This window comes from Carnobacterium maltaromaticum DSM 20342, from assembly GCF_000744945.1.
Taxonomy (GTDB): domain Bacteria; phylum Bacillota; class Bacilli; order Lactobacillales; family Carnobacteriaceae; genus Carnobacterium; species Carnobacterium maltaromaticum.
Map to the genome: position 1 here is coordinate 3096107 of NZ_JQMX01000001.1, position 14122 is coordinate 3110228.

A 14122-nucleotide genomic window follows, 5' to 3' on the forward strand; every position below is an offset into this window, starting at 1 on the left:
GGTGCAACAAAATGGAAACCAACAAGCAAGGTATTTATATAGAGGTAGCAGAACAATTACATGAACGAATTCAAAATGAAACGTACAGTGCAGCGCAAAAATTGCCTTCCGAATATGAACTAGCCAAGGAATTTAAGGTTAGTCGGTTAACAATCCGTAAAGCAGTAGATGAGTTAATTAAAAAGGATATTTTAATTAAGTATAAAGGTAAGGGTACCTACATTATGACCCAACAGCAAAAAATTCAAAGTGGTCGTGGTGGGTTGCAAGGATTTACTGAAGCTGCAGAAGCTTATGGGTTAAGTTCGAAGACTCATGTCATTGAATTTGAGTTGGTTGAATCAGCACCAGATTCAATTTTAAAAGCGTTAGAATTATCAGAAGGAGATAAATTGTACCATGTCAAACGTTTAAGATTAGCCAATGATGAGCCAATGACAGTGGAAGATATGTATATTGATGAAAAATATTTGCCAACTATTAATCAGGAGTTAGCTAGTCAGTCTTTATTTGGCTTAATTGAAAAAGAAGCCGATATTGCCTATTCTCATCAAGAAGTAGAAGCCGTTTTAGTTAATGAAGAAATGAGTCAGCTGTTAGATGTTTCAATTGGAGATCCGATGCTGCTAGTTCATTCGGTGACCTATTCCGTAACAGGTAAACCATTATTACATGATACATCCTATTACCGAGCGGATAAATACACATTTAAAAATACATTGCATCGTTTTAAGTAAGTTAGTCAAAGTATTTCCTCGCAGTTTTACATTCATTGGAACTGCGAGTTAAAAAATAGTATTAGATTAGATAGGAGGAAAAATGATGAGTAAGAAAAAGATTTATTTATTTTGTGATGCAGGGATGTCAACAAGTATTATGGTTAATAAAATGCAAGCGGTAGCAAATGAACATGGGATGCCTTTAGAAATTTCAGCCTATCCAGTTGCTAGGGCCGCTGAAGTAGTAGAAACTGAAAAACCGATTTGTATTCTGCTAGGTCCACAAGTTCGCTTTTTATTACAAAAAACAAAAGATAAATTTGAACCATTAGGGATTCCTGTTGGAGGGATTGATCCCGAAATTTATGGCATGATGGATGGCGAAAAAGCGTTAAAGGAAGCCTTGAAGTTGATTAAAAGTCAGAAAAAATAAAAATTGGAGAGGAGCATAAGAAATGAAAAAAGTTTTAGACGGTATGGAACGTGTATTGATGCCACTTGCGAAGATTATTGGAGAGAATAAGTATTTGATTGCGATTCGAGATGGCTTTTTGATTTCGACACCGATGCTAATTATTGGTTCATTATTTCTTTTAATTGCCAACTTTCCTTGGACGCCATTTGGTGATTTTATGGCTAGTTTTTTAGGAGCCGATTGGGCTTCTAAAATGTCTGTTCCAGCTTCAGCTAGCTTTGATGTCATGGCGATTTTAGCAGTCGTAGGTATTGGGTACAGTTTAGGGAAGCAATTTGATATTGATGCCATTGCAGCAGCAGTTTTATCACTGGTCACTTTTTTTATGGTAACCCCATTTTTTACAAATTATACCCTTGAAGGGACCGAAGAGGTTGTTCAAGTTACAAGTTTACCATTAGAGTGGATGGGTTCAAAAGGTTTATTCCTAGGCATTATTGTTGCCTTATTGGGGACCAGAATCTTTGCGGCTGTGATTAAAAAAGGGTGGGTGATTAAAATGCCACCGGGTGTTCCACCAACAGTTGTGAAATCATTTGAAGCGCTAATTCCAGGATTTATTGTTATCTTTATTTTCTTTGTTATCAGTTGGGTATTTACGTTAACATCCTATGGTAGCTTGCAATTATTTATTTTCCAATTTTTACAAACACCGTTATTAAGCTTAGGAAATACACTAGGTGCAATGGTGATTGCCTATTTATTCTTACATTTCTTCTGGTTTTTTGGAATCAATGGTTCAAGTGTTGTTGGAGCTGTTTTTAATCCGGTGCTGAGAGCTTTATCAGTTGAAAATCTAGATGCCTATAAAAATGGCTTGCCAATTCCGAATATTATCACAGGTCAATTTCAAGATATGTTTGCGACGTTTGGTGGGGCAGGTTCAACTCTTTCTTTAATTGTCGTCATGATTTTTGTTTGTAAAAGCCAACGAATTAAAAAATTATCACAACTGTCCCTTGTTCCTGGAATTTTTGGAATTAATGAACCAATTATTTTTGGCTTACCCATTGTTTTAAATCCAATTTTATTGATTCCGTTTGCATTAGTTCCAACGATTAATATCGTGATTGCTTACTTTGCTATGTCTTGGGGCTGGGTACCTTTTACAAATGGAATTCAGTTGCCTTGGACGATGCCAATTATTATTTCTGGGTTTTTAGTTAGTGGTTGGCAAGGGGCTGTATTACAAGGCCTGCTATTTATTTTGGGAATGTTTATTTATTATCCATTTATTAAAGTGCTAGATGACCAATATTTAATTGATGAGCAAGTAGCTACGGTTGCTGAAGAAGAGGATGATATTTCCTTTGACGATTTTGATTTTGAAGATTTATAAGAGGTGAAAAAAATGATTAAAGTAGTTTTAATTTTAAATCATGTCCAAGCCGGCATGGGGAGTGATGAAAATGCACTATTAGCTCCAGGTGGAAAGAAAAGCCCGATTGGACCTGGGATGACTTTAGAACCATTAATTGAATCTTTTGGTGGTACTATCGTAGCAACTCTGTATTGTGGCGATCGTTATTTTTTAGAAAATGAAGCTGAGGTCAAAAAGAAATTTATTGGTTTTTCTAAAAAATTTGAAGCAGATGCTGTTTTATGTGGTCCTGCCATGCACTATCCAAACTTTGGAGAAATGTGTGGTTCGCTAGCCAAAGCTATGAATGAAAATGGGATCCCAGCAATTGCTGCCATGTCAGCTGAAAATCCAGCTACTGCAAACTATCAACATGATATTCCTATTGTAAAAATGCCTAAAAAAGGCGGAATCGGTTTAAATGATTCCTTTAAACATATGGCGCAGTTAGTTGTGGCAAAAGGAAAGTTGGAAGATACAGCGCGTTTAGAAGCGGAATTTTGTTTTTAAGAAAGAACAGGGCGAGGTGAAAAACGGATGCATGAACAAATAAAAGCAGCTGTTAAGGGAAAAGAAGCCGAATTTTTGGCTGGATTGAAAAAAGTCATGAAAGTGGATAGTGTTAAAGGTCTTGCTGAAACTGGAGCTCCTTTCGGGAACGGTCCGAAAAAGGCTTTAGAAACAGCTTTAGATTTAGCTAGCGCACTGGGGTTTGAAACAAAGATAGTTAGTGATGCTGTGGGGTATGCTCAATATGGAACGAATAATGACGAGTATATTGGCGTTGTTGGGCATTTGGATGTTGTTGAGGCCGGTAGTGGTTGGTCTTATCCGCCATTTGATTTAACCTTAGAAAACGGAGTTTTATATGGCCGTGGTGTCTTAGATAATAAAGGACCAGCCATCAGTACCTTATATGCTTTAGCTGTGTTAAAGGAGTTAAATATCCCTTTGAGTAAAACCATTCGGATTTTATTTGGTACAGATGAGGAAAGTGGTTCAGCCGATATCCCTCTTTATTTAGCCACCGAAAAACCGCCAATCTATGGATTTACGCCAGATTGTAAGTATCCAGCTGTATATGGGGAGCGTGGCTTAGTTGGGATTGAAATCGTAACAGTAATGCCTGAAAAAGAGTTAAAACAGATCTCTAACTTTAAAGGGACTTTTACTCGTAGTTCCGTACCCGATCATTTAGAAGTTACCTTGAAAAACGGGGAAGAAATTCTGATTGAGGGCAAACGAGCTCCAAGTAATGCACCTGAAATGGGAGAGAATGTTCTGACTAAATTTGCTGAAATAGCAACGAATGAACACTTTTTTACAGGGGAATTAGCTGATTATTTTAGCTGGTTGGCAACAGCACTCCACCTTAAACATGATGGGTCTGGTTTAGGTATTGATTTCTCAGATCAAGCTTCAGGAAAATTAATGCTAACACCCTATGCGTTTAAAATAGAGAAAAACAAAGTTCATTTAACACTTTCAATTCGCTATCCGGTCTCTGTCACTGAAGAAAACATTCTAGTGGAATTGAAACAGCATTTACCAATGGATAGTCAACTTCAAATTATTCGGAAAATGCCTGCAACTTCGTTTCCGTTAGACCATCCTATGTTAAAAATAATGCAGGAAGTCTATGAAGAATGTACAGGAATGGATGGTACACCAGTGACTACAACAGGTGCAACGTATGCGAGAACTATGCCAAATATTGTTGCTTTTGGTCCGTCTTTCCCAGGTCAAAAAGGGATTGCTCATAATAAGGATGAATATATGGATTTGACTGATTTAATGAAGAATATGGAGATTTACGCAGTGACTATGGCTGAATTAGCTAAATAAAAATAGGGAAGAACACGCTCATATTGAGATGTGTTCTTCCCTATTTGGGATTAATGGGTATTAGAATACCAGAGGGCTAATTGTAGCAAAATCCCAACTAAAGCCATCGAGCCAATCAATAAAAGATGGAATTTTTTATGCATCACGATAATAGCGATAAACTCACGAATCATTGCATTTGGCCAAAAGTAAAAGGCTGTTTTTGCGCCAATACCTTGAGCATTTAGGCCAGCTTTTTTCGCATAAATTCCAGCACGGAACAAATGAAAATTATTTGTTGAAAAGATAACTTTGTATTTTTGTCCCTTCATTCTAGTATCCATAATTTCTTTCGAATAGAGCATATTTTGTAAAGTATTTACAGAACGGTCCTCAATTAAAGCATCGTCTGCCGGCAAACCATGTTCAATAGCGTAGGCTCGCATAGCAACAGACTCGGCTAGTTTTTCGTCATCCCCACGCCCACCTGAAAAAATAATTTTTGGTGGTGAGGTTTTAGCTGCTTGCCGATCGTAAAATGCCAGGGCTTTTTTGATACGATTTGCTAATAAAGGTGGGACGATATGTCCATCAATTAAGCCACTTCCTAAAACAATGACAAAATGTTTATTTAAGCGAGGACGATAAAGTTGATAAACGAGCGAAGCAACTAAGAAATTGACGAAGATAAAAAAGAAATAAAAGATAACTAGATAAATAAAGCTGATAATCGAAACAACGTAACTAGGAAACAGGGCATTTAAATCGAAAAAAGAAAGTATAATCATAAACAAAATACCAAAGCCCAAGAAGAGTGTGAGTAGATTCGAAAAGTTACGTCCTTCTTTTTTTATTACAGTTCGTGCATTCCAAAATGAGAAACCCATTAATAAGACCGCTCCGAATAGAGCAAAGAAAGAAAAAATTGCAACAAGAATAATAAAAATAGTCATTAAAATGGGGTTTTGTGTCTCATAAGCTTGAAAGGCAAGTAACATACAGCCTGAAAATAAGAACAGATTTAATAAAAAACCATTGATAATTTTACGTCGATCTTGAATGTAAGAGACAGCAAAAATAATAAAGAAAAACAACGTTAGATAATATAAAACCATAATTTCCTCCTAAATAATCATAATACTTAAGGACAGTATAACAAAAAAAGAGCAATGATAGAATAAATGAGGTTGTTTTTAATAAATTAAGTGAAATATTAGAGTAAAATGAGAAAAAATCTGGTAAAATAAATAAAAAGAGATTAGGAGAAAGACTATGGACGTAAAACGTTTTGGAACTAAAATTGACGAACAAGACTATCATATCCGAATTGGGGTCTATATATTGATCTTGAATCAAGCGAAAGATCAACTTTTGTTAGTTTCACCACCAAATGGGGCCTATCTATTGCCAGGGGGCGAAATAGAAGGAAACGAGACAAATGAAGAAACGCTTCATCGAGAAGTTATGGAAGAATTAGGCTGTGAAATTGAAATTGGAACATATCTAGGTGAAGCTGAAGACTTCTACTATTCTACATTCAGAAAAAAGTATTATCATAATCCGGGCTATTTTTATGTAGCCAAAAGTTGGCATAAAAAATGTGCGCCTTTAGAAGATTTTAATGGGTTAGAGTGGATGGATATTCCCACAGCAATAGAAAAATTAAAACGCGGTAGCCATAAATGGGCAGTTGAACAATATCTAGCATTAGAAAAATAAAAAAAGAGGTTGGAAAAATTCCATCCTCTTTTTTAGTATTAAATTTCTTGGAAAGCAACAGCTTTGACAGTCACATCAATATTACCGCTAGTTGCTTTAGAATATGGACAAACGTGGTGTGCTTTATCAGCAAGTTCTTGAACTTGATCTAACTCTTTACCTTCAATAGCAACATCCAATTCAACAGCTAATTTAAAACCATTATCACTTGGATCAGAAAGTAGCTCAACTGTAGCTGTAACTTGAGATTTTCCGCTAACTTTTTCTTGGCCCATAACAAGCTCTAAGGCAGAATTAAAGCATGCGCTATATCCTAAAGCAAATAATTGCTCAGGATTGCTTCCTTGCCCTTTGCCACCCATATCTTTAGGTGTAGAAATTTTAACTGAGAAAGATCCATCTGGTAAATGACTTTCACCATTACGACCACCTGTATTAATCGCTTTTGTTTGGTACAACTGTTTAGAATCTGGCATAATAAAAACTCCCCTCGTATCTTTTTAATCTTACTTACTTATTTTACTCTTTAAAAATAAATAAATCGAATCATCTGCTCAAAGACTATTTGCCTATCAAATATAGGTCTTATTTTAGTTACTCATACTTAAAAAAGTTAAAGTAGTTAGACAGGGTTTTTAGGAGTTGAGGCAGACAGCTTTTAGATTGACGACTGTAGAGTGTAATGCTATTCTTAAATCAAATAATCAAATAATCAAATATAAATGAAAAAATAGGAGTGATTGGAATGCCATTTGTCCATATTGAAATGTTAGCTGGCAGAACAGCTGAACAAAAAGCACAACTTGTTAAAGATGTAACCGAAGCAGTAATGAAAAATACTGGAGCTCCAGGAGAAAATATCCATGTTATTTTACGTGACATGGAACCTTCTGATTATGCTCAAAATGGTCAATTAAAAGGGTAGTAGGATAGAAAATACAAATAAACTCCCAGCAGATTAGATTGAAAAAATCTAATCTGCTGGGAGTTTTGTTACTATCTAAATACTGCTATTTGTTAGTCATTTGGAACCTTGGTATTAAAAGGCAAATTTTTCAATAGCTACTGCCACGCCATCGTTTACGTTTGTTTCAGTTACATAATCACTAATCGCTTTAACAGTTGGAACAGCATTGCCCATCGCTACGCCTATTCCTGCGTAAACTAGCATGTCACTGTCGTTTTCGTTGTCTCCAATAGCCATGATGTTTTCACGAGGAATATTTAAAATTCCTGCTAAATCACGAACTGCTTGACCTTTGCTAGCATCTTTATTCAACACTTCTAAATAGAAAGGTTCACTTTTTAAAGTCGTATATTTTTCTGTAAAACCAGCTGGAAACTTAGCAATAGCCGGATCTAAAATTTCAGGTGGATCAATCATCATCATTTTGCTAATTTCAATGTTAGGATCCATCTCTTCAACACTACGATATTTTAAAGACATATTCGTCAACATCGCTTCATAAACACTGTAGTAGCCAATATCTTTATTTGTTGTATAAATACTATCACGGTCAATGGCATGACAATGAACACCAAGTTCTTGGCTTAATCCCTCGATTTCTAAAAAGTTATCAAAGTCCAAAGTATGATGAGCAATCGCTTCACCATCATGGGCTGTTTGAACCAAGGCACCATTGTAAGTAATGACATAATCGCCTTCTTCTTCTAAATTAAGCTCTTTTAATAAATGAGTCACGCCAGGTAATGGGCGCCCTGTACAGATAACCACTTTAATACCTTTTTCCTTCGCTTCAGCAATCGTTGCTTTTACTCTAGGACTGACAACACGCTCTGGGGTTAATAACGTTCCATCTAAATCAATTGCAATTAATTCAATACTCATTTTTTATTCATTCCTCCAATTCATTTTTAGGGTGCACAATAGCACCATTTTTTATATAGTGTGTAAATTCTTCAAAAATAGCTTCGAAAAGATTGATTTCAGTCGTCACTTTAGGTGTTAAAAGTTCTTTTGGAAAATAAAAGCGCTCATCTCCACGAGTTTTTCCTGTGATTGCCGCAACAATATCACTAGCTTTCGACAACTCAATAAAACTGCCATCTGCTTGGACTAACTCAATTTGGGTTCGTGTATTCACCGTTTCAGGACGATAAAAATCATACGGCAAATCAAAACTATTATTTAATGCCGTGTAGTAATCAGTATCATAGCCAGCTTCGGTAATCAACATCTTCATTTTTTCGATGATATCTAAATCAGTTGCTAAATCAAATGAAACAGATTTAAATACATGTCGATCAAGAAAACGATGTGCCAAATCACTTAAAACCGAATCCTTTTCAGTCCGCCATTGGGTAAAATAAGTGTTTAGAACGCCGTCGTCAAGATTAAGATAATCCGTTAGTGAAAAGTTCTTTTCAAAAAAAGGAGCAAGTAACTGAACCGGTGATTGGAATTCATAATCAGGGCTCAAATAAAGTTCTTTTGCTCGTTTCAATAGATGGTTTAAGATGACCTCCATACTTCTTGAAACAGGGTGAAAATAAACTTGCATATACATTTGATAGCGACTAACAATGTAATCTTCAACCGCATGCATCCCCGAAATTTGGAAAGAAATTCCCTCGTTATAAGGGCGGATGACTCTCAAAATTCGAGTTAAATCAAATGTACCATAATTAACCCCAGTATAATAGGCATCACGCAATAAATAGTCCATACGATCGGCATCAATTTGACTAGAAATTAATTGAACAACTTGCGGATTTGGATACGTTTTTTGAATGACACTCGCAACTTTTTCAGGAAAATCAAAACTAACTTGTTTCAAAATTCGATTGACTTCCGTTTCTTCCGAAGTAATGATTGCCACCGTAATAGCTTCATGATCCGTCTCAAAAATCCGTTCAAAAGTATGAGAATAAGGGCCGTGACCAATATCATGTAACAAAGCGGCACAAAGGACCACTAAGCGTTCTGAATCATCCCACCCTCCGTCGCCAGGGACAACCATTGGAAAGTTTCTAGAAAACTTATCACAGATTCGTCTAGCAATTTCATAGACACCTAGTGAATGAGTAAAACGCGTATGTTCTGCACCATGAAACGTATAAGAAGACGTGCCTAGTTGCTTGATTCTGCGTAATCTTTGAAACTCACGGCTATCAATTAAATCTAAAATGACTTGATATTGGACATGGATGTAGTCATGGACTGGATCACGAAAAACTTTTTCAACAGGCAGTAGTTGATCTTTATACGGGACAAAATTCATAACAACAACTCCTTATTCAAATTTTCTTGCAACATTTGTTCATTGCGTTGCACCATTTTTCCGAATGCTACTTGGTAATCAGCAACTAAATCAGAATCATACTGTCCTTTAATTAAGGTATTATTATTATCAGACAAGGTTTTTAAAATCATTTTTTTGACATCGGAAACTGAAAATGACGTATCTAATAGTTCTTCTAGTGTAGCCATAACCGCAGGGTTTACATGTGGAAATTTCCATTTAGTTTCTTCACCTTGCAGCCCTTCATGGTAAAAATCATGTAACATTTCAGCACGTTTTTCTTGATTGCCGTTGACACTCAAATAAATCATAACACCAATTCCATTCCGTAAGCGACGTTGGGCAATCCCAGCAAATTTCTTGCCATCAATACTTAAATCAAAATCGCCCGGACAATAAGATTCCGTAATTTCGTATGCTTCAATTGATTTCCCATAAGCTTTGAAGGTGTTGTGAATCAAGCGAAACATATAATGGTAGCCTTCATCAATACTGATTTTATGAGTTGGATTGTCAGGAAAAATCATTGAAAGATTTAACACACCAGCATCTGCTACAACACCTAAACCGCCAGCGTTGCGAACGATATAATTTTTATTGTAACGGGCTAAACTGTCTAATCCAGTTGAAAAGTGGGGCAATTTTGTATCCATCATACCTAAAATAACAAGCTCGTCCGCCGTCCAAAAATGCAAAACTGGTTCTTTTTGGGCTTCTCCAACACGTTTAATTAAACTATCGCCTAATGCGAAATGAGATAAAAAACGATTAGAAAAAGGCATAGTATCAGAGTCGTACAAGGTATAGCTTTGTTCTTTTAAATAATCAATCTGTTTTACTTCAGACATGTAATCCTCTTCCTTTATAAGCTAAAAATTAGCATGGATTCTTTATTCATTAATCTAATCGGATATCAAAGCAAACGAACTTATTTTTGCTCTGAACTCCTTCTACCTAGCTATTATAACAAAAATAAGACAAGATAGCCGATATTCTGCCGAATTTTAAAAAAATGCTAAGAGTTTGGCAGATTTCTTGACCTGAATTTGCTAAAAAGGCTATACTGTTTACAATTGATCAAAGTGAGAACATTTGTAAAGGTAGGTGAGAGGATGACGAGCCACATTCAAAATTTGGCAGGTCTAACAGATAATCAGTTAAAAGAAATCTATCAAGTCATGTGGGAAATCCGTTTTTTTGACGAACAAGTTGAAGCTCTATTTCGTGCTGGAGAAATTCATGGAACAACGCATTTATCGATTGGGCAAGAAGCAACAGCAGCAGCTTCAGGATATTTATTAAAGACAAGCGATTGGATTACCTCAACCCATCGCGGTCACGGACATACAATCGCAAAAGGAACCAGTATGACAGCTATGATGGCGGAACTATTTGGTAAGAAAAATGGCACGAATCACGGCAAAGGCGGCAGCATGCATATTGCTGAATTGGCAACTGGAAACATCGGATCCAATGGAATTGTTGGAGCTGGTTATCCAATTGCAGTTGGAGCCGCTTTGAGTGCTCAAATGCAAGGAACAGGAGCTGTGACTATTTGTTACGCTGGAGATGGTTCAACAAACGAAGGTAGTTTTCATGAAGCCTTAAATATGGCTTCCATTTGGAATTTACCAGTGATTTTCTTCATTGAAAATAATCAGTATGGTATGAGCAGTAAGATTGATCAGATGGTTAACATTCCTAGGCTGGCTATGCGCGCAGATAGTTATGGTTTCCCAGGAGTCACAATTGATGGGAATGACATCATTGCTGTTTTAGATGCGACTCAAACAGCTATTAAAAGGGCGCAGGACGGGCATGGCCCGACTTTGATAGAAGCTCTAACTTATCGTTTCAAGGGTCATTCTAAGTCAGATAAGCGTGTTTATCGAACGAAAGAAGAAGAAGAGCAATGGCAGATCGAACGAGATCCCCTAAAATTGACGGCGACACTCTTTGAACAAGAAGGAGTTGCTAGTGAAATAGAACTAGCTGAAATTAAGCACAAAGCGCAAGCAAAAGTGGCAGAAGCCGTAGCAGAAGCTCGACTGGGTGAAAATCCAACGCTAGCTGATTTATATACGGATGTGTACGCAGAATAGGAGGGACTAGTTTTGAGAGAATTAACTTATATTGAAGCCATTAACGAAGCGCTAGATGAAGCGCTGGCTGAAGATCAAACAGTCTTTTTATTAGGCGAAGATATTGGTGTATATGGTGGTGGCTTTGGAGCAACGAAAGGCTTAATCGAAAAATACGGGAGTCAACGGATTCGTTGTACACCAATATCAGAAAGTGCGATTGCTGGAGCAGCAGTTGGCGCAGCGATTACTGGCTTACGCCCAATTATTGAATTGCAATTCTCCGACTTTATTACGATTGCAATGGATCAACTTGTAAATCAGGCGGCAAAAATCCATTATATGTATGGGGGAAAAGCTCAAGTTCCCTTAGTGATGCGCACAGCAGGCGGTTCGGGAACAGGTGCGGCTGCTCAGCATTCCCAAAGTCTAGAAAATTGGACGGCTCACATCCCTGGCTTAAAAGTTGTACAACCAGCGACTGCATATGATGCAAAAGGTTTGCTGCATGCAGCGATTGCTGACAATAATCCCGTGATGTTTTATGAACATAAACTTTGCTACAAAACAGTTTCAGATGTTCCAAATGAAAAATACATTATTCCCTTAGGCGTGGCTGATATCAAACGAGCAGGGAGTGATATTACCGTAGTTGCAACAGGGATTATGGTACACAAAACATTAGACGTTGCAGAAGAATTGGCTAAAAAAGGCCTTTCTTTGGAAGTTATTGACCCAAGAACATTGGTACCATTAGATACTGAAACGATTATTAATTCTGTGAAAAAGACTGGACGTTTATTAGTGGTTCATGAAGCGGTTAAACGCAGTGGTTTTGGTGGTGAGGTAGCTAGTGTCGTGGCAGAAAGCTCGGCTTTTTACCAACTAAAAGCCCCAATTAAGCGACTAGGTGGAGCTGCAGTACCTATGCCTTATCAGAAAGACTTAGAAAAAAATGCGATTCCTCAAGTCGAGGATATTTATCAAGCAGCCTTAGAAGTGATGGAAGCAAGCTTAGTTAAAGAGAAGTAGAGTGTTTGACTAAAAAGCGAAATGGTGAAAATAGCCATTCTTCCTATTTTCTTGCCGGAGCTACCCGACTCAACGAGCTTTTTATTCAAGGCTAGTTCTTTTGAGCCAGTCCTTCGGAAAAAAGATAAATTCCCAAAAAAGTAAAGAGCCACTTTTCTTGGAATTTCCTATTTTTCTGCCAGGCCTAACCGGCTCAACAAACTTTTTATTAAGGAGAACAGACAGACAATGAAATACACTGAGGATCGACGGAAAATTTTAAAAGTAGCAACGATGTATTATTCAGAAGGTTTAACCCAAGCTGAAATTGCCCGAAAAATTGGAATTTCTCGTCCAGTTATTTCAAAGTTGTTACGAGAAGCGCGTGATCTTGGTATTGTGGAAATTTATATCAAGGATGAAAATGCTTATTCAATCTCTTTAGCCTTAGAAATCGAAAAGAAATTTCAACTTAAGGATGTTATTGTCGTGCCAGATGGACAAGATAATTCTCCAGCAACTTTAAAGAAAAATGTTGCTAGAGCGGCAGCCTTATATGTTGCAAATAAATTAGATCAAGTTAGCAGTGTTGGCGTTAGTTGGGGAACAACTGTGGCTGAAGTTATTGATGAAATGCCTTTTCTTAGCTATCCAAATGTAACGATTCATCCTTTGGTAGGAGGGGTTGCTAGTCATCATTTGTTTTTAGATGCCAATCATTTAGCTTTTTTATTTTCGCAAAAATGTTCAGCTAAATGTACCTATTTTTATGCACCAGCTTTGGCTGAAAGTAAAGAGTTGAAGCACATATTAGAAACATCAAGTCTTGCATTGGAGGCGTTGAAAAAAGCCAAGCAAGTCGACATGGCAATTATTGGCGTTGGAAACCCAGTTACATCAAGTACCTGGGAAGAACTTGCTTATATTCATAGTGCTGAATTAAAAAAACTAAAAGAACTAGGTGTAGTAGGTGATGCAGTGGCTTCATTTTTTGATGCTACAGGAAAAGAATTAAGCACAGATTTAACTCAGCGTTTGATGGGCGTGACAATTGAAGATTTACGCAAAGTTAAGAATGTCATCGCTGTTGCATCAGGCTTGGATAAAATTTTAAGTATTAAAGCTTTGCTAATGGCTGGTATATTAGATACTATAGTAATTGATCAAAGAATGGCAGAAGAATTAAGTCAGTCAACTGAAATAGAAAATAAAGGAGTAGAATAAATGGATTTAAAAGCAGGTACAGATGTAAAAATTCATCTGGAGACACAAGTTACCCAATATGCAGAACCAGAAAAACATGTTTTCGATGTAATGGGACAAATGGTACAAATGGGTTCTGGTCTTTATTTACGTTATATAGAAGTAGAAGGTGACATCGAAATTCCAGTTACTATTAAAGTTGAAGCCGATGGCACAATTACATTAATTCGTGCTGGTGAGACGCGAACACGATTGCGTTTTGGTAAAGGTGAACGTTATGTTACAAATTATAATACCCCTCAAGGAGTCGTAGCTTTAGAGACTATGACAAATAAAATGCAAGTCAGCTTAAGAGATCAACCCTTTTCTGGTGAAATAGAAATCCACTATGATTTGTATTTAGGTGAAGAAAAATTAGGAGAATACAAATTACAATTGCTTTTTACTGCCTAATTATTGTATGATAA

General features: G+C 36.8%; 16 protein-coding genes. 11 read left to right on the forward strand and 5 right to left on the reverse strand.

The genetic code is table 11. The features are described 5' to 3' along the window. Positions 1-11: 11 nt before the first annotated feature. From BR77_RS14410 to BR77_RS14430, 5 genes are all read left to right on the forward strand, one after another. Positions 12-737, forward strand: a complete 726-nt coding sequence (locus BR77_RS14410) for a GntR family transcriptional regulator, LSA1692 subfamily (RefSeq protein ID WP_015077316.1) — start codon at positions 12-14, stop codon at positions 735-737. A gap of 85 nt (positions 738-822) precedes the next feature. Continuing rightward, entirely contained in the window at positions 823-1152 is a 330-nt protein-coding gene (locus tag BR77_RS14415) for a PTS sugar transporter subunit IIB (RefSeq protein ID WP_010051373.1), read from the forward strand. Positions 1153-1174: 22 nt separating this feature from the next. Next, on the forward strand, positions 1175-2533 hold the full coding sequence (celB, locus tag BR77_RS14420) for a PTS cellobiose transporter subunit IIC (RefSeq protein ID WP_010051377.1): 1359 nt from the start codon (positions 1175-1177) through the stop codon (positions 2531-2533). A gap of 12 nt (positions 2534-2545) precedes the next feature. After that, positions 2546-3064, forward strand: a complete 519-nt coding sequence (locus BR77_RS14425; RefSeq protein ID WP_010051379.1) for a GrdB-related putative oxidoreductase — start codon at positions 2546-2548, stop codon at positions 3062-3064. 27 nt (positions 3065-3091) lie between these two features. Continuing rightward, positions 3092-4399: a Sapep family Mn(2+)-dependent dipeptidase gene (locus tag BR77_RS14430; protein WP_015077314.1), complete on the forward strand. Its 1308-nt coding sequence runs from the start codon at positions 3092-3094 to the stop codon at positions 4397-4399. 50 nt (positions 4400-4449) lie between these two features. Here the strand turns inward: BR77_RS14430 and BR77_RS14435 are convergent, their stop codons facing one another. Continuing rightward, positions 4450-5493, reverse strand: a complete 1044-nt coding sequence (locus BR77_RS14435; RefSeq protein WP_016356598.1) for a YdcF family protein — start codon at positions 5491-5493, stop codon at positions 4450-4452. A gap of 157 nt (positions 5494-5650) precedes the next feature. Between BR77_RS14435 and BR77_RS14440 the strand changes: the two genes are divergently transcribed. Next, the gene (locus BR77_RS14440; protein WP_015077312.1) at positions 5651-6097 is read left to right on the forward strand and encodes an NUDIX hydrolase; all 447 of its coding nucleotides are present in this window, start codon (positions 5651-5653) and stop codon (positions 6095-6097) included. Positions 6098-6135: 38 nt separating this feature from the next. Here the strand turns inward: BR77_RS14440 and BR77_RS14445 are convergent, their stop codons facing one another. Continuing rightward, positions 6136-6573, reverse strand: a complete 438-nt coding sequence (locus BR77_RS14445) for an organic hydroperoxide resistance protein (RefSeq protein ID WP_010051383.1) — start codon at positions 6571-6573, stop codon at positions 6136-6138. Positions 6574-6842: 269 nt separating this feature from the next. On the opposite strand from BR77_RS14445, the gene BR77_RS14450 reads away from it, so the two are divergent. After that, positions 6843-7022 (forward strand): 2-hydroxymuconate tautomerase, encoded by a 180-nt coding sequence (locus tag BR77_RS14450; RefSeq protein WP_010051384.1) that lies wholly within the window; start codon positions 6843-6845, stop codon positions 7020-7022. Between the two features lie 114 nt (positions 7023-7136). Here BR77_RS14450 and yidA read toward each other — a convergent pair whose 3' ends face one another. From yidA to BR77_RS14465, 3 genes are read right to left on the reverse strand one after another with little or no spacing between them, the layout of a single operon-like run. Then, complete coding sequence (gene yidA, locus BR77_RS14455; protein WP_010051386.1) at positions 7137-7946, reverse strand: sugar-phosphatase; 810 nt, start codon at positions 7944-7946, stop codon at positions 7137-7139. Between the two features lie 7 nt (positions 7947-7953). Beyond that, entirely contained in the window at positions 7954-9339 is a 1386-nt protein-coding gene (locus BR77_RS14460; RefSeq protein ID WP_015077311.1) for an HD domain-containing protein, read from the reverse strand. Next, entirely contained in the window at positions 9336-10208 is an 873-nt protein-coding gene (locus tag BR77_RS14465) for a lipoate--protein ligase family protein (RefSeq protein ID WP_015077310.1), read from the reverse strand. The genes BR77_RS14460 and BR77_RS14465 overlap by 4 nt, the downstream gene beginning before the upstream one ends. A 264-nt stretch (positions 10209-10472) precedes the next feature. On the opposite strand from BR77_RS14465, the gene BR77_RS14470 reads away from it, so the two are divergent. The 4 genes from BR77_RS14470 (at position 10473) to BR77_RS14485 (ending at position 14108) form a co-directional block, all read left to right on the forward strand. After that, on the forward strand, positions 10473-11462 hold the full coding sequence (locus BR77_RS14470; RefSeq protein WP_015077309.1) for a thiamine pyrophosphate-dependent dehydrogenase E1 component subunit alpha: 990 nt from the start codon (positions 10473-10475) through the stop codon (positions 11460-11462). 12 nt (positions 11463-11474) lie between these two features. Then, entirely contained in the window at positions 11475-12473 is a 999-nt protein-coding gene (locus BR77_RS14475) for an alpha-ketoacid dehydrogenase subunit beta (RefSeq protein ID WP_015077308.1), read from the forward strand. Positions 12474-12701: 228 nt separating this feature from the next. Next, complete coding sequence (locus tag BR77_RS14480; protein WP_015077306.1) at positions 12702-13676, forward strand: sugar-binding transcriptional regulator; 975 nt, start codon at positions 12702-12704, stop codon at positions 13674-13676. After that, positions 13677-14108 (forward strand): YwiB family protein, encoded by a 432-nt coding sequence (locus BR77_RS14485; RefSeq protein WP_010051394.1) that lies wholly within the window; start codon positions 13677-13679, stop codon positions 14106-14108. Positions 14109-14122: the final 14 nt, after the last annotated feature.